Origin of the sequence: Pantoea sp. FN0302 (genome assembly GCF_050113775.1) — a bacterium.
GTDB lineage: Bacteria > Pseudomonadota > Gammaproteobacteria > Enterobacterales > Enterobacteriaceae > Mixta > Mixta alhagi.
The window spans coordinates 994,362-1,013,823 of record NZ_JBNJSM010000001.1 but is presented as its reverse complement, the minus strand read 5'-3'; the positions used below and the strand labels follow the sequence as shown (position 1 = coordinate 1,013,823).

Here is a 19,462-nt window from a genome sequence, read left to right as displayed (position 1 = left end):
CGCCACCTGCCTTAGCCAGTAAGTGGACTCGCCGCTGCGGTCATGTTTTTCTGTTTAAAAAAGGCGTTTACAGGCTGCTCGATAAAAAGCCACGCCGCAATGCCAGCCAGAACGGCGACGAAAAGCAGCAGCGACACAAACAGCGTCTGGTTTTGCACCAGCTGAAGTTTGTGCAGGATCAGCGCAGACGGAGAAAGCGTAAAGGATGGATCAGATAGAGTGAATAGGATGCATTCCCCAACAATATCGCGCTTTTCTTGCCAGGAAAGGCGATTTTGCTTATTACGGGTTCAAGTCCCACGATGCCGGTAAAAAGTAGCAGCATCGGCACGCCACCGCTTAATACCCTGCCAGCCGCAGAGGCATAGAGCCCGTAGTGATTTTGCAGAAGCAACAACGCCATGCCCGCGGCCAGCAACAAAAAAGAAGTTACTGATGACAGTGGCACACGCTGTAAAAATATATATGCCAGCATGCCTAAAATAAATTCTGCGAAAAGTTTATCTGTAAGGAACTTCAGCGTTGGCTGCTGCGGCTGGAAATAGAGTCCCACCAGCACCATTGCCATCAGCACGATGGAAGAGAAAATAATCTGTTTTTTCAACGAAAAAACCACCAAAAAGCCTGCAAAAATCAGGTAAAACAGAAATTCATAGCTAAGCGTCCAGCCGTTCTGTACTAACAATTTTTTCCCTGTTGGTATCAGCGTCCAGGAAGAAAAAATGCTGGTTTCGCCGCCAGAGCTGTTAACCATTGAAGGTGCAACGAGATATACCATCAGCGCAGCGGCGGTAACGATCCAGTAAAGAGGAATGATTCTTTTAATACGATTGGCGATAAAGCGCCTGACGCTCAGCCTCTTCTGGCTTGTGGCGTGACACATGATGTAGCCGGAAATGATAAAAAAGAGATCAACACCAAAATAGCCAATATGGTAATCACTAAGCGCACCGCTATGATACTGTTCCGCCTTGTCAGCGATATGCTGCATGACCACCATCAGCGCCGCCAGCGCCCGTAATATTTGTACCGAAATAATCATAATTTATCCCACGTAATCCACTATCCCTGGGCAGCCTCGTCTCAGAGCGCTGACGCGACGATGTCTTGTCAGCTCGCCAATAGCGACGCTGCCCTTACGTGCCAACATAAATTAAAAGAATTTATCTATTTTGATGATTATCAACAGAAACAGTCTATTAGGAAATAGCCTTACTGTGCTGTTAGTAAAGCAGAACATGTTTTGATGTAAGGATTTTTAGGAATTTTTCTGACGGGAAATATCAGCGGATCGAGGGTTACGCGCATCAGCGCCACCGCGAGTGGCGCTAAGACAGTGGCGTGTCAGCTGCCGCGATAGGTGGAAAAACCGTACTGGCTCAGCAGCAGTGGAATGTGGTAATGCTCCTGCGTATTGGTGACCTGAAAATTCACCGGCACCTCCGGGAAAAAGGTCGCCTGATGCTGCTGCTGGAAATAGTCGCCGGTGTGAAAAGTTACGCGATACTCTCCGGCGCTAAAATTTTTACCTTCCGGATAAAAAGCGGCGATGCGGCCATCGGTATCGGTGGTTTTACTGGCCAGCGTGACCCATTTACCGCTCTGCTGCTGCTCCAGATCTACTTTTACTCCGGAGGAAGGTTTCCCGGTCTGGGTATTCAGCACATGAACGCTAATCGGGTTACGCGGCGCGTCAGCCAGCGCGTTGCCCATCATACCCAGCCCTGCCAGCAGTAAAACTGATTTAATTTTCATTTGTTGCTCCTTGGTAGTTTTCACCGCTGAGCCTACACGCTGTGGTCAGGAAGAGCGGAAAAAAGGGTTCAGATCAGAAATTTCCTGGAAGAGAGGCAAAAAAAAGCCCGCACTGGCGGGCAAGTAATACTGGAAGCAATGTGAGCAATGTCGTGCACTTCCCCGGTAGAGCCACCGCTGAAGCACAGATGAATAGTAATCATTCTCAATATCATTTGTAAAGCCATTTGTTGAGAATTTTTCTCATTACCACACAGATTCTGGGCTTACTTTGCGGCGTCTTGTGCAGAATGGCGGAAAAAACAGCGGCCGTCCCCGCAAACTTTGGGACAACTTGCAGAGTGCGATACACTCAGCATGTCACCCATTGAATGTTAACTTCCTATGTTGAAATTACTATCCAGGCTGTTGTCAGGGCTAATGCTGCTGAGCGCGGCCAGCCACGCCGCGACGCCGGAAGATATTCGTAACAGCGGTTTCGTCTACTGCGTTAATGGCATCATGAATACCTTTAATCCACAGCTGGCCAGCAGCGGGCTGGTGGTGGATACGCTTTCTGCGCAGCTTTATGACCGCCTGCTGGATGTCGATCCCTACACCTATCGTCTGATCCCTGAACTGGCAGAGCGCTGGGAAACCCTGGATAACGGTGCCACCTACCGCTTTCATTTACGTCGCCATGTCTCCTTTCAAAAAACCGCCTGGTTTACCCCTGGCCGCACCATGAATGCTGATGATGTGGTGTTCAGTTTTGCACGCATTTTCGATCGTCATCATCCCTGGCATAACATTAACGGCGGCGACTACCCCTACTTCGATAGTTTGCAATATGCTGATGCGGTGAAAAGCGTTAAAAAAATCGACAAGGATACGGTAGAGATCCGCCTGAAAAGCCCGGACGCCTCTTTTCTGTGGCATCTGGCTACCCACTACGCGCCGGTATTATCGGCAGAATATGCTCAGCAGTTGGCGGCGCGCGATCGCCAGGAAGAGATGGATCGCCAGCCGGTCGGCACCGGCCCCTTTATGCTGAATGAATACCGTGCCGGGCAGTATGTGCGCCTGGAGCGTAACCCGCATTACTGGAAAGGCCTGCCGCGTATGCCGCAGGTGGTGATTGATATGGGCGCAGGCGGCACCGGCAGGCTGTCGAAACTGCTTACCGGCGAATGCGACGTGCTGGCCTATCCTGCCGCCAGCCAGCTCACCATTTTGCGTGACGATCCGCGTCTGCGACTGACGTTGCGGCCAGGCATGAATATCGCCTATCTGGCGTTTAATACCCGTAAACCGCCGCTGGATCGCGTTGAAGTACGTCATGCGTTGGCGCTGGCGATCAATAACGAACGTTTGATGGAATCGATCTATTACGGTACGGCGGAAACGGCGGCTTCCGTGCTGCCCCGAGCCTCGTGGGCCTATGATAGCGAAGCACGCATCACGGAATATAATCCTGATAAAGCGCGCGAGTTATTGAAAAAAATGGGGCTGGAAAACCTGGAATTGACGCTGTGGGTGCCTTCCGCTTCGCAGTCCTGGAATCCCAGCCCGCTGAAAACCGCTGAGCTGCTTCAGGCCGACCTGGCGCAGATTGGGGTAAGCGTAACCATTGTGGCGGTCGAGGGGCGTTTTCAGGAAGCGCGTCTGATGCAAATGAATCACGATTTAACCCTGACCGGCTGGGCGACCGACAGTAACGACCCGGACAGCTTTTTCCGTCCGCTGCTCAGCTGCGCGGCAATTAATTCTCAGACGAACTATGCCCACTGGTGCAATACTGAATTTGATGGCGAACTGCAGCAGGCGCTGCTCTCGCAACAGCTGGCGTCGCGCATTGAGCATTACGATCGGGCTCAGCAGGTGCTGGCGCGCGAGCTACCGGTGTTACCGCTTGCCTCTTCTTTACGCCTGCAAGCCTACCGACACAATATACAGGGACTGGTGCTAAGCCCGTTTGGCAATGCTTCTTTTGCGGGCGTCCACCGCGATAATGGCGAGGAGTCGAAACCGTGATTATCTATACGCTGCGCCGCCTGGTGCTGCTGGTGGTGACGCTGTTTATGCTGACGCTGGTGGCCTTCAGCCTGAGCTATTTTACGCCGCACGCGCCACTACAGGGCGCTTCTCTGCTGGACGCCTGGTGGTTCTGGTTTACCGGCGTGTTGCAGCTCGATTTTGGCGTATCCAGCATTAACGGACAGGCGATCAATCTACAGCTGCGTGAGGTCTTTCCCGCTACGCTGGAGCTCTGTCTGCTCGCTTTTAGCGTGGCGCTGCTGCTGGGTATCCCGCTGGGCATTATTGCTGGCGTGATGCGCAATAAATGGCAGGATCGGGTGATAGGCGCGTTTTCCCTGCTCGGTTTTTCCATGCCGGTATTTTGGCTGGCGCTGCTGCTGACGCTGTTTTTCTCATTGAACCTCGGCTGGCTGCCGGTGAGCGGCCGTATCGATCTGCTGTATCAAATGAAAACGGTCACTGGCTTTGCCCTGGTTGATGCTTTTATCAGCGACTCGCCGTGGCGTCATGAAATGCTGACCAACGTGGCCCTGCATATGGTGCTGCCGGTTACCACGCTGGCAATTGCCCCTACTACAGAAGTCATCCGCCTGCTGCGCAACAGCACCAGCGAGGTTATTGACGCCAACTATATTAAAGCGGCGTCCACCCGTGGGCTGTCACGCTTTACGGTTATCCGGCGTCATGTGCTGCATAATGCGCTGCCGCCGGTGATCCCACGTCTGGGGTTACAGTTTGCCACCATGCTGACGCTGGCCATGATCACCGAAATGGTTTTCAGCTGGCCTGGCCTTGGCCGCTGGCTGATTAATGCGATTCGTCAGCAGGATTATGCCGCTATTTCTGCTGGCGTAATGGTGGTTGGCAGCCTGGTGATTCTGGTGAATGTGTTATCTGATATCCTGGGCGCGATGACGACCCCGCTGAAGCATAAGGAATGGTATGCCCGTTGATAATATTTACGCCGAGAAACGCCCTCCCAGCCCGTTTCGCTATACGTGGCGGCTTTTCTACCACGATACCAGCGCGATGGTGGGGTTTTACGGCTTTATCGCCCTGCTGCTGCTTTGCCTGTTTGGCGGCTGGCTGGCGCCGTATGGCCTTGCTCAACAGTTTCTTGGCTATCAGCTGCTGCCGCCCTCCTGGTCACGCTATGGCGATGTCTCGTTTTTCCTCGGCACCGATGATTTAGGCCGCGATGTGCTGAGCCGTCTGCTGAGCGGTGCAGCGCCGACCGTTGGCTCAGCGCTGCTGGTAACGCTGGCGGCGGCGCTCTGTGCGGTGGTGCTGGGCGTGCTGGCAGGAATAACACACGGGTTGCGTTCGGCGGTGATGAATCACATTCTGGATACCCTGCTGTCGATCCCTTCCCTGCTGCTGGCAATTGTTGTGGTTGCCTTTATCGGGCCGGGGCTGGGACATGTGATGCTGGCGGTCTGGCTGGCGCTGTTGCCGCGACTGGTGCGGGCAATTTATACCGCCGTACATGATGAGCTGGAAAAAGATTATATCGTGGCTGCGCGTCTGGACGGGGCCAGCAACAAGAATATTCTCTGGCATGCCATTCTGCCCAATATTCTGCCGTTGCTGGTGAGTGAGCTCACCCGCGCGCTCTCTATGGCTATTCTGGATATTGCGGCGCTCGGCTTTCTCGATCTCGGCGCGCAACTGCCTTCGCCGGAATGGGGCTCAATGCTGGGTGACGCGCTGGAGCTGATCTACGTTGCGCCCTGGACAGTCATGCTGCCTGGCGCCGCGATTATGCTGAGCGTATTGATCATCAATCTGTTGGGCGACGGGATTCGCCGCGCCATTGTGGCGGGAGTGGAATAATGCCGTTACTTGATATCCGTAACCTGACCATTGAGTTTATGACTGCCGACGGGCCGGTCAAAGCGGTCGATCGCGTTAATTTAACCCTGAACGAAGGGGAGATACGTGGACTGGTGGGGGAATCGGGCTCCGGAAAAAGCCTGATTGCGAAAGCCATTTGCGGCGTGACCAAAGATAACTGGCGCATCAGCGCCGACCGCATGCGCTTTGATGATATCGACCTGCTGCGCCTGTCGCCGCGCGAGCGTCGCCGCATTGTCGGTCATAACGTCTCGATGATTTTTCAGGAGCCTCAGTCCTGCCTTGATCCCTCTGCCCGCGTGGGCCGCCAGCTGATGCAGGCGATCCCCGGCTGGACCTGGAAAGGCCGCTGGTATCAGCGCTTTCGCTGGCGTCACGCGCGCGCGATTGAGCTGCTGCATCGCGTCGGCATCAAAGATCATAAAGATATCATGCGCAGCTATCCCTATGAGATAACCGAAGGGGAATGCCAGAAGGTGATGATCGCCATTGCGCTGGCAAACCAGCCGCGGTTGCTGATCGCCGACGAGCCGACCAACGCTATGGAACCCACCACCCAGGCGCAAATTTTCCGTTTGCTCAGCCGCCTTAACCAGAACAACAACACCACCATTTTGCTGATCAGTCACGATTTGCGCACCATGAGCCAGTGGGCGAACCGGATTAATGTTCTTTACTGCGGTCAAACGGTAGAAACCGCCGCCAGCCAGGATCTGATCGCCACGCCGCATCATCCCTATACGCAGGCGCTGATCCGCGCGATGCCCGACTTTGGCAGCGCGCTGCCGCATAAAAGCCGACTGAATACCCTGCCGGGGGCGATTCCATCGCTGGAGCATTTGCCCATTGGCTGCCGACTTGGCCCGCGCTGCCCCTACGCACAGAAAAAATGTATCGAAACGCCGCGCCTGGCAGGAGCAAAAAACCATCTGTTCGCCTGCCACTTTCCGCTGAATATGGAGAAACCCTGATGGTTGAAACGCTGCTGGAAGTGCGAAACCTCAGCAAAACCTACCGCTATCGCACCGGCCTGTTTCGTCGTCAGCACGTTGAGGCAGTGAAAGATGTCAGCTTTACCCTGCGCGAACGGCAGACGCTGGCGATTATTGGTGAAAACGGCTCGGGAAAATCGACGCTGGCAAAAATGCTGAGCGGCATGGTCGAGCCCAGCGCCGGAGAGATGGTCATCAACGATCATCCACTGCGCTACGGCGATTATGGTTTTCGCAGTCGACTGATCCGCATGATATTTCAGGATCCCTCTACCGCCCTTAATCCCCGCCAGCGCATCGGTCATATTCTTGATTTTCCGCTGCGTCTGAACAGCGATCTTGATCTCTCCGCCCGGGAAAAGCGCATCAACCTTACGCTGCGTCAGGTAGGTCTGCTGCCCGATCACGCCGCCTACTACCCGCATATGCTGGCGCCGGGGCAAAAACAGCGCGTCGGCCTGGCGCGCGCGCTGATCCTGCAACCCAAAGTGATTATCGCTGATGAGGCGATGGCTTCGCTGGATATGTCGATGCGCTCACAGCTGGTTAACCTGCTGCTGGAGCTGCAGGAAAAACATGGGCTTTCTTATATTTTCGTTACCCAGCATATCGGCATGATGAAACATATCAGCGATCAGGTGCTGGTGATGCATCAGGGTGAAGTGGTCGAGCGCGGCGGCACCGCTGACGTGCTGGCCGCGCCGCTACATGATTTAACACGTCGTATGATCGCCAGCCACTTTGGCGAGGCGCTGACGGCAGATGCATGGCGGCGCGATCCGCCCGTTTAGGCACTGCTATCCCTGTCAGCTGCGGTGCTTTTCGCCAACTGACAGGTCGGATTAACGCTATCCACAGACTCGTGCTAGAATCGCCGGGTCGATCAACGCGGTTGCGCATTTTTTGAGCTAAGCAGCCGCCAACAACAATGACCATAAGGATTACAGCTATGGGTTTTCTTTCCGGTAAGCGCATTCTGATTACTGGCGTTGCCAGTAAACTCTCCATCGCCTACGGTATTGCACAGGCGATGCACAAGCAGGGCGCAGAACTGGCTTTCACCTATCAGAACGATAAACTGAAAGGCCGTGTTGAAGAGTTCGCTAAAGATCTCGGCTCCGAAATCGTTCTGCCCTGTGACGTTGCTGAAGATGAGAGCATCACAGCGCTGTTTACTGAACTGGCAAAAACCTGGCCTAAATTTGACGGTTTCGTTCACTCTATCGGCTTCGCCCCGGGCGATCAGCTGGATGGCGACTATGTGAACGCCGTTACCCGTGAAGGTTTCAAAATTGCACACGACATCAGCGCTTACAGCTTTGTTGCGATGGCGAAAGAGTGCCGTGCGATGCTGAACCCAAACTCAGCTTTGCTGACGCTTTCTTACCTGGGCGCAGAGCGCGCTATCCCGAACTATAACGTTATGGGTCTGGCGAAAGCTTCTCTGGAAGCAAACGTACGCTACATGGCCAACGCTATGGGGCCGGAAGGCGTGCGCGTTAATGCCGTTTCTGCGGGTCCGATTCGTACGCTGGCCGCGTCCGGCATTAAAGATTTCCGTAAAATGCTGGCTCACTGCGAAGCGGTTACGCCGATTCGCCGTACCGTGACCATTGAAGATGTGGGTAATTCTGCAGCCTTCCTTTGCTCCGATCTGGCGGGCGGCATCACCGGTGAAATCGTTCACGTTGACGGCGGCTTCAGCATCGCTGCCATGAACGAGCTGGAACTGAAATAAGTATCTTCGGGCGAGGCGTCTGTCTCGCCCTTCTCTTTTCGTACTTCCTTTCTGATTAACCTTATAGCTTTCCGCTATTTGTTATCACCGAACATTCTTTGCCGCTGCGCAGCCCTTGTTGCAGGATAGCCATGCCGTTCCGACCCGGTTTTACAGTATTTTATGCCGCCGGGTTGGCTAACTTGTGAAAGGAATGATCATGGAACCACGCCGTTATTCCGGCAACAGCCACTGGTATCATGAAACGCAGGCCAGCGCGCGCGCTGAGCAGACGCCCCCGCTTTATCCTGAAGCCGCAGATATTGAGGATCGTTTCCTGCTGGGACTCCAGCAACATGCATCGATCCTGACGCCGCTCTTTCATACTTTTCGTCCGGTGCTGCAAGCGGGACAGGCGCTCAGCCACCAGCTGTTTCCGGACGACCTCACGCCGACGCTCACGCATACGCTCACACTGTACGACCGACTGGCGATTGCGTTGACCGCAGCCCAGGTTACCGGCATTCAGCGCTTGTGCAATCATTATGCGGCGCGACTCAATCCGCTGCCCGGTCCCGACTCTTCACGGGAAAGCAACAATCGTCTGACCCAGCTGACACAGTATGCGCGCCAGCTGGCCAGCCAGCCGGCAGTTATCGACACCGCTGCGCTACAACGGCTGGATGATGTTGGTTTAAGCACGCCGGATATTATCAGCCTGAGCCAGACTGTGGGGTTTGTCAGCTATCAGGCACGCGTAGTAGCAGGATTACAGGCGCTACTCGGCATGCCGGTGTGCTGGCTGCCCGGCCTGAATGAATGCATTGATGCCTCATGGCACGACTTTTCATCGCCAAAGGAATACCGTCTTCGCCTGCCGCCGCTGGAGCGGCGCTATGCCAGCGAGCAGCAGCTGGCGGCGATTGAGGCAGCCCAGGCATTGCCTGAACTAACCCACATGGTTTGGCTGGCGGCACATGATGCCGGTACTCTGCACGCCTGGAGCAGACTGCAAAGCTCACTGCCTTCGGCAACGCAGGAAGAAGCGCTGGCGCAGGCGGTTGCTGCACGTATTAACGGCAGTGCCTTATGCTTTGAAAGGTATCAGGGGCGCTTTTTGTCTGAACTGCAACGCGGGATTGATGATGCGCTGACCGCCAGCCGCCGCGAGCCGTTACCTCATGCCGTGATCCAGCTGGCCGCACAGCTGACGCGCGCGCCGGATCGCCTTAGCGCCGCGCATTTGCAGACGCTGCTGGCCCAGGGAATCACGCATCAGCAACTGTTTTGTCTGATGCAGCGGGTTGCGCTGGCAAACTGGAATAACCGGCTACTGCAGGCGCTGGGCGGATATTAGCCTGCGCTCAGGATACGCCGCACTTCATCGAAAAAGTGCTGCGCCAGCGGTGTGGCGCGCCCGGGCTCTGCAACCACCACCGCAGCATGGCGCGCCATAGGCGCAATGGCCAGCGGACGGCTATGCAGATCCGGATTCATATCAGGCAGCAAATGTCCCACCGGTGAAATCAGGCAGCCTAACCCCACCTGCACACCCTGCAGCAGCTGAAAAATTGAGGTGCTTTCCAGGATCACGCGTTGGGTTAAGCCAGCCTCGCGAAAGCTGGCGTCCAGGTAGCGCCGGAAATAGCGCGTAGGCTCTGCCAGGCAGAGCGGCAGCGCGGCAATATCTTCCAGGCGCAGACTGTGATAATTGTCCAGCTGCGGAAAATGCGCCGGATGATACACCAGCTCTACGCCGTTATCCGTTAAGGATTCCGCCTGGAAGTGCAGTTCACGCAGCGTTGCCAGCTCAAAAAAACCGATACCCACATCCACGGTATGGCTGTTCAGCGCCTCAAGCAGCTGATCGGCGCTGAGCACCGCGACGCGATAATCAAGTTGCGGATAGCGATCGCTGACCATTTTCAACAGCAGCGGCAGCGATACGCTGCACTGAGGCACCACGCCGATGCGCAATGTGCCATTTACGCCATGCTTGAGCGACTCTACTTCGAGTTTAAGCCCCTGATAAACCGACACGATTTCCCGCGCCCAGGCCAGTACCCTTTCACCTTCTGCGGTAAACCCATCGAAGTTATTGCTGCGGTTGATCAACGACAAGCCTAGCTCACGCTCCAGGTTTTTTAGCCGCATCGACAGCGTTGGCTGGCTAACAAAGCTGGCCTCCGCCGCACGCCCAAAATGGCGCTCACGCTCCAGATTGCAAAGATAAATTAATTGTTTTATATCCATAATTATTATAATTCAATGAGTTAGGATTGGTAAAATCTTGACGTTTGAAAGTTATGTACTAACAGGTGTACTAATTTAAATTTTACGATGCCTCACTGACGGGTTATCACTCGAGCAGAGGTGACGATGGTGCCTTTATGGAGGGATTATCTTAGCATACTAACCATTCGCTTCTGAGAGAGGTGTCGTAGCGCGAGGCGGAGAGCGCTCTTTGTGCTAAAAGAGGATGGGTAAGTCAGAAGCATGCATGGCTGTATGGCGGCGTAATCCCCAAAGACAGGTGCTGGTTCACTCGGACCAGGGCAGTCAGTATACAAGCCATGAGTGGCAGTCGTTTCTGAAATCACACGGTCTGAAGGGCAGTATGAGTCGTCGCGGTAACTGTCACGATAACGCGGTTGCAGAAAGCTTTTTCCAGCGACTGAAACGCGAACGGATAAAGAAAAAGATCTACGGAACGCGGGAAGAAGCTTGCAGCGATGTTTTTGATTACATCGAAATGTTTTATAACAGTAAGCGTCGGCATGGTTCGAGCGATAAGATGTCGCCGACAGAATATGAAAACGAATATTATCAACGGCTCGGAAGTGTCTGGATTATCCGTGGCGATTCAATTTTATCTTAACGGGCTGTTATATTGACCTTTAGTGCAAAACTCCGGGAGGGATAAGGGCTGCCGGGTAGAGTGAACGACACGACAGCCAGGTTATCTTAGCCAGCTACTTTTTCCAGCGCCGCCTGAATCGCCTCGGAAAGCTCGTTGATTTCAAATTTAGCCACATAGCCATCGGCTCCGACTTTACGCACATGTTCTTCATTGGCGCTGCCAGAAAGTGAAGAGTGAATCACTACCGGAATTTTTTTCAGGGTCTCGTCGCGTTTGATATTACGCGTCAAAGTAAAACCATCCATCTCCGGCATCTCCAGATCGGTCAGCACCATCGCGATGCGCTCGCTGATATGCTGCCCTGCCGCCTGCGCTTCACGCGCAATCGCCTTGATTTTCTCCCAGGCTTCCAGACCGGTGTTGTGCATAATCGCCGGGATGCCCATGGTTTGCAGCCCGTGTTCCAGCATGGTACGCGCTACTTTTGAATCTTCCGCCACGATAACTACCGCGCCCGGCTTGAATTTGAAGGTACGCTGTGTGATTTCTTTCGGCGCGGCGTCGCGTACTGAAGGCACGATGTCATAAAGGATCTGTTCAACGTCCAGCACCATGGCGAGGCTGGTAGTCTGATCATCATTATCCAGACAGGCGATACTGGTGATATTGCGGCTGCTCACGCCAGATTCAGCGGTATGCACCTGGCTCCAGTCGAGACGCACGATATTATCAACCGACTCGACGGCAAAAGCCTGCGTACTGCGGGCATATTCCGTTACCAGCAGCAGATTAAGTCCGGTCGCCGGTTTACAGCCAGCAACGGCCGCCAGATCGATGACGGGAATGATTTGCTCGCGGATGTTGGCCATGCCCAGCAGAGGAGATTGCATGCCTGCCGCTTTGGTAATGGTAGGCATCGGGACAATTTCACGCAGCTTAAATACGTTAATGCCAAACAGCTCAGCTTTTTCGCCTTCCAGAGAAGACCCCAGCCGAAATAATAACAGTTCAAACTTATTAGATAAGGCGAGATTCGCTCTCTCATCAATATCTTTCTGGAAGTTATCCATTTTTACCTCTGGTTATTATTGTGGCTGGCGTAAGCTCACAATGCGATATTTATCAGGCGTCACGAGGGCACGGCTACACCCGGCAACGTTAACGCTTATGCGTTTGCTCTAATGAGTTATCGGCAGATAAAAATAAAAATACAGAGTGAATCGCTTTTCTGTGGCGTGACTAACGGTTTAAGCTATTAAAAAACCTGTCAGCAGGGGAAAATGGCTGGGCGGGACAAAAAAGAAAACCCTGACACGCAGGGTGCCAGGGTTAGGATGCGTTACTCAGACAGCGTTAATGTTTGCCGTCGGTATCGTAAGGGTCTTCTTTATCATCGGTACTGTCATCGCGTTTACGCGGGAGCTCACCCTGCTCGTCCGGCGCGCCGTTAGCGCCAAGATCGTCTTCTTCATAGGGATTAGGCGCATGAGGAGCATCTTCAGGTAAGCCATGATGTTCGTGCTCGTCCGGGTAAGGCTTGTTATGATCGGGGCGTTCTGACATTGGTTCCTCCATTAACATTCACGCGGATACGTTAACTGAGTATAGGCGAGGATATGGCTCACTGCCTTGCTGTGCCGGACTTGCCTTCTGCTGACCGTGACGCGACAAAAATAAAAGGCCGCCCACAGGCAGCCTTTCGCTTACGATTAATTTTATTTATATAATTACTGAAGCGCTTAAGGCTTGCAGTGGGGTGTTTCCCTGGTGTGACAGTATTGCTATGGCTGCCTACCCGCTTACGGACGCATATTTAGAGCTGCAAGCAGTATTTGGTTGGTTTTAAAAAAACCGGGCGAACCGTTCTCGAGTAGACGCTGCCATTATTTATAAAATTACCTTATGATTCTACTCCCCTAAAGTACAGGTTATGCCTGACAGTGTCCTGAAATCGCTGTTTCAGGCTACGCCTAATGCGGTTTTCACTTCGTTAGCAATTTTTTCTACCTGCGGGCCGTAAATCACCTGTACGTCATGATCGCTGACCCGATTGACGCCGTTGGCACCGGTGGTCATCAGGGTTTGATCGACCACCTCTTTCATATCTTTCACCCGCACGCGCAGACGGGTAAAACAGCAGTCAACCTCTTCAATATTCCCTTCGCCGCCCAGCCCGCTGATGATCGTTTTGGTCCGCTCGTTGGCGCTAACGACCTGTGCCGGTGCTTCCTGCTCTTCTGATTCACGCCCAGGGGTTTCCACATTCATGCGTTTGATGACAAATTTGAAACCATAGTAATAAAGCGGCGCATAAATTGCTCCCAGTACCAGCGCCCACCACCAATGGGTTTTTCCACCACCGAGAATGCCAAATACCACCAGATCGATAGCCCCGCCCTGCACGTTGCCAATCATCAGATGCAGCATCGACATCAACATAAACGAGAGGCCGGTTAACAGCGCATGCATGATATAGAGCACCGGCGAAACAAAGATAAAACAGAACTCCAGCGGTTCGGTAATGCCGGTGGTAAAGGAGGTCAATGCCCCGGCCAGCACCAGCGCTTTAACGCGCTGTTTATGCTCCGGGCGTGCGGTATGGTATATCGCCAGCGCCGCCGCCGGCAGGCCAAACATCATTACCGGGATCTTGCCCTGCGCCAGGAACTGCGTTGCCTCACGCACGGTCTCGTCAGGAATGGTGCCCGGATGAGTTAGCGAAGTGTTGAAAATGTTCAGTGCGCCAACAATGGTCTGATTATCTACGGTAGCGATACCGCCAATCGGCGTAAAGCGCACGGTTTCGTTGAGGATATGATGCAGGCCGGTTGGGATCAGCAGCCGTTCACAGGTGCCCAGCAGAAACGCGCCATACTGACCGCTCTTGCCAATAAATTCACCCACCCAGGCGATGCCTGCGCCAATGCCAGGCCAAATCATCGCCAACAGCACGCCCACCAGCGGCAATACCACTACGGTTACAATCGGAACAAAGCGTCGTCCGCCAAAAAAGCTGATCGCCGTCGGCAGCTGCTGGGTATAAAAACGATTATGTAGCATAACCGTCAGCAGACCGGCAATTACGCCGCCCAGCACGCTCATGTTAAAGGTAAATATGCCCAGCATTTCGATATATTCCGCTGAGGTCATCATGGCTGTGGTTTGATCCATTCCGGCCTGCTGCAGTGCTTCCGGCGTGGTGGTTTGTGCCGTCAGCCCTCTGGCCGCCAGCGTGGCGCTGATCCCCACATGCATAGCGATGAATCCAATCACCGATGCGAAGGCCGCCGTGGGCTTTTCTGCTTTTGCCAGGCCAATGGCGCTGGCGACGGCGAAAAATATCGGCAGGTTGGCAAACAGCGCGCCCGCGACTTTGCGAATAAAACCGATAATAAGCTGAGGCGTGTGCATATTGGCGAAAGCATCGCCGGTGATCGCGGGGTTTTGCATTGCCGCCGCAACGCCAAGAAAAATACCGGCTGCGGCTATTACTGAAATAGGCATCATCAATGCTTTGCCGAACGCATGAACCTTACTGGTAAAATCTTTCATAAACCGCCTCTGTTGCAGGTCAGAAAGTTTCAGTATTAGTCAGTCAGGCGATAAGCACCGCACCGGCGGCGGCAGGTGGCGGATAAATTTTGAGCAAACTCACATTTCTGCCCGGCACGATAAATGAAAACTATCACACCATTAAGTCAATCAATTAGACAAAATATTTAACCCGCAGCAGACTTCCCGGCAAAAGAAGCAATAAATGCTTAACAATTCATAAACACAATAAGCCTGCATGAATCATGAAATTCAAATCACAAATTAAGCCATATCAGGCCGCGGCGGGCGGCTGGGGCTCACTTGAAGCCACCACCCGTTTCGTTATTGACAGCAAACAAGCACTGAAAAACATGCGCAACCTGATGCGCATGAACAAAGCCAAAGGTTTTGACTGCCCGGGCTGTGCCTGGGGCGACGATAACAAAAGCACCTTTAGTTTCTGTGAGAACGGCGCGAAAGCGGTGACGTGGGAAGCTACGCGCCGCTTTGTCGACGCTGAATTTTTTGCCACGCACAGCGTCAGCACGCTTTACCAGCAGAGCGACTATTTTCTGGAGTATCAGGGGCGTCTGACCGAGCCGCTGCGCTATAACCGCCTGACAGATCGCTATGAACCGATCAGTTGGGAAAATGCGTTCTCGCTGATTGCTCAGCATATTCACGCCATGGACAATCCCAATCAGATGGAGCTTTACACCTCAGGCCGCGCCAGCAATGAAGCCTCCTGGCTTTATCAGCTGTTTGGCCGCATGGTGGGCACCAATAACTTCCCTGATTGCTCCAATATGTGTCATGAAGCGAGCGGCAGCGGCCTGAAGCGTAGCATCGGCGTGGGTAAAGGCACAATTCGCCTGGATGATTTCGATCATGCGGACGCCATTTTTGTCTTTGGCCAGAACCCGGGCACCAACCATCCGCGTATGCTGCACAGCCTGCGCCATGCCGCCGATCGCGGTGCCAAAATCGTAACCTTTAATACCCTGCGCGAGCGCGGTCTTGAGCGCTTTGCCGATCCGCAAAAGCCGCTGGAAGTGGTGACATCAAAAGCGGGCACCATCAGCTCCACCTATTATCAGCCAAATCTTGGCGGTGATATGGCTGCGGTACGCGGTATGGTTAAAGCGCTGGCGGAAACTCACCGTGCCCGTATCGCCGCAGGTGAAAAAGGCCTGTTTGACGAAGCCTTTATCAATGCGGCTACGCAGGGCGTGGAAGATTACCTGGCAGCGGTAGATGCCACCAGTTGGGAAAAGATTGAACAACAGTCTGGCCTGAGCGAGCAGCAGCTGCGTGAAGCAGCAGCGATTTACCAGAGCGCCGACCGCGTTATCTGTACCTGGGCGATGGGCATCACCCAACATAAGCACTCTGTGGATACGGTACGTGAAATCGTTAACCTGCAGCTGCTGTTTGGCCAGCTGGGCAAAAAAGGTGCTGGTCTCTGTCCGGTGCGCGGTCACAGCAATGTGCAGGGCAACCGCACCATGGGCATTGATGAGAAACCAACTCAGGCCTTCCTGGATGCAATGGCGCAGCATTTTGGCTTTGAGCCGCCGCGCGAGCCTGGTCATAACACAGTACAGGCGCTGGAAGCGATGCTGCGCGATGAGATCAAAGTGCTGATCGCGCTGGGCGGCAACCTTGCCGCTGCCGCACCGGATAGCCCGCGCACGGAAGAAGCGATGCAGCGCTGCGGTCTGACGGTACATATCAGTACCAAACTGAACCGTAGCCATCTGGTGCCGGGTCAGGAGAGCCTGATTCTGCCAACGCTGGGTCGTACTGAACAAGATATGCAGGCCACCGGCTCACAGTTTATTACCGTGGAAGATTCATTCAGTATGGTGCACGCGTCTGAAGGCGTGGGCAAACCGCTGGCTGAGACGCAGCGTTCAGAAACCGCTATCGTCGCGGGCATTGCAAATGCAGTGCTTGGCAACGCCAGGGTTGACTGGCTGGCGCTGGCGGCAGATTACAATAAAATCCGCGATCATATTGCTGCCACTATTCCCGGTTTTGCCGACTTTAATCAGAAGTGCGAGCAGCCTGGCGGCTTCTATTTAGGCAACGCCGCAGCCGAGCTGCGCTTTAATACGCCTGGCGGTAAAGCGCACTTTAGCGCGGCAGCCCTGCCCACCTCGCTGTTCCCACAGCTGGGCGATGTGAAAGTGCCGTTTACGCTGCAATCGCTGCGCTCACACGATCAGTACAACACCACCATTTATGGTCTTGATGACCGTTATCGTGGCGTTTATGGTCAGCGTGAAGTGCTGTTCATTAACCCGGAAGATATGCGCGAACTGGGTTATGAAGCCGGGCAAAACGTGGATATTGAAACGCTGTGGAACGACGGTATTACCCGTCGGGTCAACGGCTTTAAGCTGGTGCCTTACAATATTCCACGTGGAAACCTTGCTGCCTATTATCCGGAAACCAACCCGCTGGTGCCCCTCTCCAGTTTTGGTGACGGCAGCGGCACGCCGACGTCAAAATCGGTGCCGGTAAAAATTTCTTTGTCAGCCGACGTGGTCACGCAGCGTATTGCCTGATAGCCTGTAAGCCTGTGTAAAAAGCCGGATCCTTCCGGCTTTTTACGTTTATTACACCTTGCCGGGCGCCAGCGAATCGCGTAAAACTGTCTGCCGCTCTTAGGCCACGAAACTGAATTCAACTATGTTCCAGGATAATCCGCTGCTTGCGCAGCTTAAAGAGAAGCTCCACGCCCAGACACCGCGTGTGGAAGGGGTGGTAAAAGGCACCGAGAAAGGTTTCGGTTTCTTAGAAGTAGACGCGCAGAAAAGCTACTTTATTCCGCCGCCGCAGATGAAAAAAGTGATGGCCGGCGACCGCGTCATCGCTGCGGTACAAACCGATAAAGATCGTGAAATTGCCGAACCGGAAACGCTGGTTGAGCCGTTCCTGACGCGCTTTGTTGGCCGGGTGCAGAAAAAAGATGACCGCCTTTCTATTGTTCCCGATCATCCTCTGATTAAAGATGCCATTCCCTGCCGTCCAGTACGCAGCCTGCAACATGACTTTCAGGCCGGTGACTGGGCCGTGGCGGAAATGCGCCGCCATCCGCTGAAAGGCGACCGTGGCTTTTATGCTGAACTCACTGAATTTATTACCACCGGCGACGACCATCTGGCGCCGTGGTGGGTGACACTGTCACGCCATAATCTTGAGCGTGAAGCCCCGGCAGAAACGTTCAGCGACATGCTGGATGAAAAGCTGGAGCGTGAAGATTTAACTGCGCTGAATTTCGTGACGATTGACAGCGCCAGCACCGAAGATATGGATGATGCGTTGTATGTTGAAGAGCTGGCGGATAATGCGCTGCGCCTGACCATCGCCATCGCCGATCCCACTGCTTATGTGCCTGCTGGCAGCAAGCTGGATGCTATCGCCGCCGAGCGTGCTTTTACTAATTATCTGCCGGGCTTCAATATCCCGATGCTACCGCGCGAGCTCTCTGATAATGTCTGCTCGCTGCGCCCGAATGAGCGTCGTCCGGCGCTGGCCTGCCGCGTTACCGTTGGTCAGGACGGCTCGCTCTCTGACATCGTATTCTTTGCCGCCTGGGTCGAATCTAAAGCCAAGCTGGTGTATGACGAGGTCTCTGACTGGCTGGAAAACAAAGGCGAATGGCAGCCAGGCAACGAAGCGATCGCTCAGCAGATTCGTTTACTGCATCGTGTTTGCCTCTCCCGTGTAGAATGGCGTCAGCAACATGCGCTGGTGTTTAAAGATCGCCCGGATTACCGCTTCCTGCTGGGCGAGAAAGGCGAAGTGCTGGACATTATTGCCGAGCCGCGCCGTATCGCTAACCGCATTGTTGAAGAGGCGATGATCGCCGCCAATATCTGTGCGGCCATGGTGCTGCGCGATAAGCTTGGCTTCGGCATCTATAACGTGCATCTGGGCTTTGATGTCACGAATGCCGAGCAGGCCGCTGCCGTACTGGCTAATCACGGCGTGACCGCTGATGCCGCTGCAATGGCGACGCTGGAAGGATTTATTCAGCTGCGGCGCGAGCTGGATGCGCAGCCGACTCAGTTCCTTGATAGTCGTATCCGTCGTTTCCAGTCCTTTGCTGAAATCAGCACCGAGCCAGGCCCACACTTTGGTCTTGGCCTGGAAGCGTATGCCACCTGGACCTCCCCGATTCGTAAGTATGGCGATATGGTTAACCATCGTCTGCTGAAAGCGATCGTGCGTGGTGAAAGCGCGTCACGCCCGAATGATGACGTGACGCTGAAAATGGGCGAGCGTCGTCGTTTGAACCGTATGGCGGAACGCGACGTGGGCGACTGGCTGTATGCCCGCTTCCTGAACAAAGCGGCCGGTACCGATACCCGCTTCAGCGCAGAAATCATTGATGTTTCTCGTGGCGGTATGCGCGTACGCCTGCTGGATAACGGTGCAGTGGCCTTTATCCCGGCACCTTTTATCCATGCGGTGCGTGATGAACTGGTGTGCAGCCAGGAAAACGGCACGGTACAGATCAAAGGCGAAGTGATCTATCGCGTTACCGATGTGATTGAAGTCACCATTGCTGAAGTTCGCATGGAAACACGTAATATCGTGGCGCGTCCTGCTGCCTGATAGTGCCATTAACGGGGCGGTATCACGCCGCCCCGTTTTATTAACTGCCTCTGATATTAATAATCTGTCCGATTGTCTTTCACAACTAAAACGCCTGCCGCCTCA

Annotated in this window: 16 protein-coding genes and 1 pseudogene; 10 read left to right on the top strand and 7 right to left on the bottom strand. The window is 54.1% G+C overall.

The features are described from left to right. Positions 1-11 precede the first annotated feature (11 nt). From ACQE32_RS04685 to uraH, 3 genes are all read right to left on the bottom strand, one after another. Entirely contained in the window at positions 12-137 is a 126-nt protein-coding gene (locus ACQE32_RS04685) for a hypothetical protein (RefSeq protein ID WP_427021404.1), read from the bottom strand. Positions 138-178: 41 nt separating this feature from the next. Beyond that, positions 179-1,042 carry an acyltransferase family protein gene (locus ACQE32_RS04680; protein ID WP_427021403.1) on the bottom strand — a complete coding sequence of 288 codons (864 nt, stop codon included), beginning with the start codon at positions 1,040-1,042 and terminating at the stop codon, positions 179-181. A gap of 302 nt (positions 1,043-1,344) precedes the next feature. Continuing rightward, positions 1,345-1,755: a hydroxyisourate hydrolase gene (gene uraH / locus ACQE32_RS04675; protein ID WP_250650032.1), complete on the bottom strand. Its 411-nt coding sequence runs from the start codon at positions 1,753-1,755 to the stop codon at positions 1,345-1,347. Between the two features lie 384 nt (positions 1,756-2,139). Here uraH and sapA point away from each other — a divergent pair, with 384 nt between their 5' ends. From sapA to ACQE32_RS04640, 7 genes are all read left to right on the top strand, one after another. Then, positions 2,140-3,768: an ABC transporter substrate-binding protein SapA gene (gene sapA, locus ACQE32_RS04670; RefSeq protein WP_426972472.1), complete on the top strand. Its 1,629-nt coding sequence runs from the start codon at positions 2,140-2,142 to the stop codon at positions 3,766-3,768. After that, complete coding sequence (gene sapB / locus ACQE32_RS04665; protein WP_426981743.1) at positions 3,765-4,727, top strand: putrescine export ABC transporter permease SapB; 963 nt, start codon at positions 3,765-3,767, stop codon at positions 4,725-4,727. Before sapA ends, sapB begins: the two co-directional genes overlap by 4 nt. Then, positions 4,717-5,607 carry a putrescine export ABC transporter permease SapC gene (gene sapC / locus ACQE32_RS04660; RefSeq protein WP_426972469.1) on the top strand — a complete coding sequence of 297 codons (891 nt, stop codon included), beginning with the start codon at positions 4,717-4,719 and terminating at the stop codon, positions 5,605-5,607. The genes sapB and sapC overlap by 11 nt, the downstream gene beginning before the upstream one ends. Beyond that, a complete protein-coding gene (sapD, locus tag ACQE32_RS04655) occupies positions 5,607-6,599 on the top strand; it encodes a putrescine export ABC transporter ATP-binding protein SapD (protein WP_426972468.1) in 993 nt (330 codons plus the stop codon). Before sapC ends, sapD begins: the two co-directional genes overlap by 1 nt. Further along, the gene (gene sapF / locus ACQE32_RS04650; protein ID WP_426972467.1) at positions 6,599-7,411 is read left to right on the top strand and encodes a putrescine export ABC transporter ATP-binding protein SapF; all 813 of its coding nucleotides are present in this window, start codon (positions 6,599-6,601) and stop codon (positions 7,409-7,411) included. Before sapD ends, sapF begins: the two co-directional genes overlap by 1 nt. A gap of 158 nt (positions 7,412-7,569) precedes the next feature. After that, positions 7,570-8,358: an enoyl-ACP reductase FabI gene (gene fabI / locus ACQE32_RS04645; RefSeq protein ID WP_085071628.1), complete on the top strand. Its 789-nt coding sequence runs from the start codon at positions 7,570-7,572 to the stop codon at positions 8,356-8,358. Positions 8,359-8,557: 199 nt separating this feature from the next. Further along, a complete protein-coding gene (locus ACQE32_RS04640) occupies positions 8,558-9,694 on the top strand; it encodes a CMD domain-containing protein (RefSeq protein WP_427021402.1) in 1,137 nt (378 codons plus the stop codon). On the opposite strand, the gene ACQE32_RS04635 is transcribed toward ACQE32_RS04640, so the two are convergent. Continuing rightward, positions 9,691-10,590: a LysR family transcriptional regulator gene (locus ACQE32_RS04635; RefSeq protein WP_085071626.1), complete on the bottom strand. Its 900-nt coding sequence runs from the start codon at positions 10,588-10,590 to the stop codon at positions 9,691-9,693. The two genes, ACQE32_RS04640 and ACQE32_RS04635, sit on opposite strands and share 4 nt — an antisense overlap. Before the next feature lie 247 nt (positions 10,591-10,837). On the opposite strand from ACQE32_RS04635, the pseudogene ACQE32_RS04630 reads away from it, so the two are divergent. Beyond that, positions 10,838-11,215 (top strand): annotated as a pseudogene (locus ACQE32_RS04630) (IS3 family transposase); the annotation flags it as partial. Positions 11,216-11,301: 86 nt separating this feature from the next. On the opposite strand, the gene ACQE32_RS04625 reads toward ACQE32_RS04630, so the two are convergent. From ACQE32_RS04625 to ACQE32_RS04615, 3 genes are all read right to left on the bottom strand, one after another. Next, complete coding sequence (locus ACQE32_RS04625) at positions 11,302-12,267, bottom strand: chemotaxis protein (RefSeq protein ID WP_426972462.1); 966 nt, start codon at positions 12,265-12,267, stop codon at positions 11,302-11,304. Positions 12,268-12,550: 283 nt separating this feature from the next. After that, positions 12,551-12,760 (bottom strand): hypothetical protein, encoded by a 210-nt coding sequence (locus ACQE32_RS04620; RefSeq protein WP_426972461.1) that lies wholly within the window; start codon positions 12,758-12,760, stop codon positions 12,551-12,553. A 396-nt stretch (positions 12,761-13,156) separates the two neighbouring features. Then, positions 13,157-14,749, bottom strand: a complete 1,593-nt coding sequence (locus ACQE32_RS04615; RefSeq protein WP_426981746.1) for a PTS transporter subunit EIIC — start codon at positions 14,747-14,749, stop codon at positions 13,157-13,159. A 245-nt stretch (positions 14,750-14,994) separates the two neighbouring features. Here ACQE32_RS04615 and ACQE32_RS04610 point away from each other — a divergent pair, with 245 nt between their 5' ends. Together ACQE32_RS04610 and ACQE32_RS04605 are read left to right on the top strand one after the other, a co-directional pair. Continuing rightward, positions 14,995-17,301 (top strand): FdhF/YdeP family oxidoreductase, encoded by a 2,307-nt coding sequence (locus tag ACQE32_RS04610; protein ID WP_250650037.1) that lies wholly within the window; start codon positions 14,995-14,997, stop codon positions 17,299-17,301. Positions 17,302-17,425: 124 nt separating this feature from the next. Next, complete coding sequence (locus tag ACQE32_RS04605) at positions 17,426-19,357, top strand: exoribonuclease II (protein ID WP_426972457.1); 1,932 nt, start codon at positions 17,426-17,428, stop codon at positions 19,355-19,357. Positions 19,358-19,462: the final 105 nt, after the last annotated feature.

Excerpts from the sequence above, each read along its gene's own strand:
- ACQE32_RS04680 (WP_427021403.1), bottom strand. The coding sequence starts at position 1,042 with ATGATTATTTCGGTACAAATATTACGGGCGCTGGCGGCGCTGATGGTG.
- uraH (WP_250650032.1), bottom strand. The coding sequence starts at position 1,755 with ATGAAAATTAAATCAGTTTTACTGCTGGCAGGGCTGGGTATGATGGGC.
- sapA (WP_426972472.1), top strand. The coding sequence starts at position 2,140 with ATGTTGAAATTACTATCCAGGCTGTTGTCAGGGCTAATGCTGCTGAGC.
- sapC (WP_426972469.1), top strand. The coding sequence starts at position 4,717 with ATGCCCGTTGATAATATTTACGCCGAGAAACGCCCTCCCAGCCCGTTT.
- sapD (WP_426972468.1), top strand. The coding sequence starts at position 5,607 with ATGCCGTTACTTGATATCCGTAACCTGACCATTGAGTTTATGACTGCC.
- sapF (WP_426972467.1), top strand. The coding sequence starts at position 6,599 with ATGGTTGAAACGCTGCTGGAAGTGCGAAACCTCAGCAAAACCTACCGC.
- fabI (WP_085071628.1), top strand. The coding sequence starts at position 7,570 with ATGGGTTTTCTTTCCGGTAAGCGCATTCTGATTACTGGCGTTGCCAGT.
- ACQE32_RS04640 (WP_427021402.1), top strand. The coding sequence starts at position 8,558 with ATGGAACCACGCCGTTATTCCGGCAACAGCCACTGGTATCATGAAACG.
- ACQE32_RS04635 (WP_085071626.1), bottom strand. The coding sequence starts at position 10,590 with ATGGATATAAAACAATTAATTTATCTTTGCAATCTGGAGCGTGAGCGC.
- ACQE32_RS04625 (WP_426972462.1), bottom strand. The coding sequence starts at position 12,267 with ATGGATAACTTCCAGAAAGATATTGATGAGAGAGCGAATCTCGCCTTA.
- ACQE32_RS04620 (WP_426972461.1), bottom strand. The coding sequence starts at position 12,760 with ATGTCAGAACGCCCCGATCATAACAAGCCTTACCCGGACGAGCACGAA.
- ACQE32_RS04615 (WP_426981746.1), bottom strand. The coding sequence starts at position 14,749 with ATGAAAGATTTTACCAGTAAGGTTCATGCGTTCGGCAAAGCATTGATG.
- ACQE32_RS04610 (WP_250650037.1), top strand. The coding sequence starts at position 14,995 with ATGAAATTCAAATCACAAATTAAGCCATATCAGGCCGCGGCGGGCGGC.
- ACQE32_RS04605 (WP_426972457.1), top strand. The coding sequence starts at position 17,426 with ATGTTCCAGGATAATCCGCTGCTTGCGCAGCTTAAAGAGAAGCTCCAC.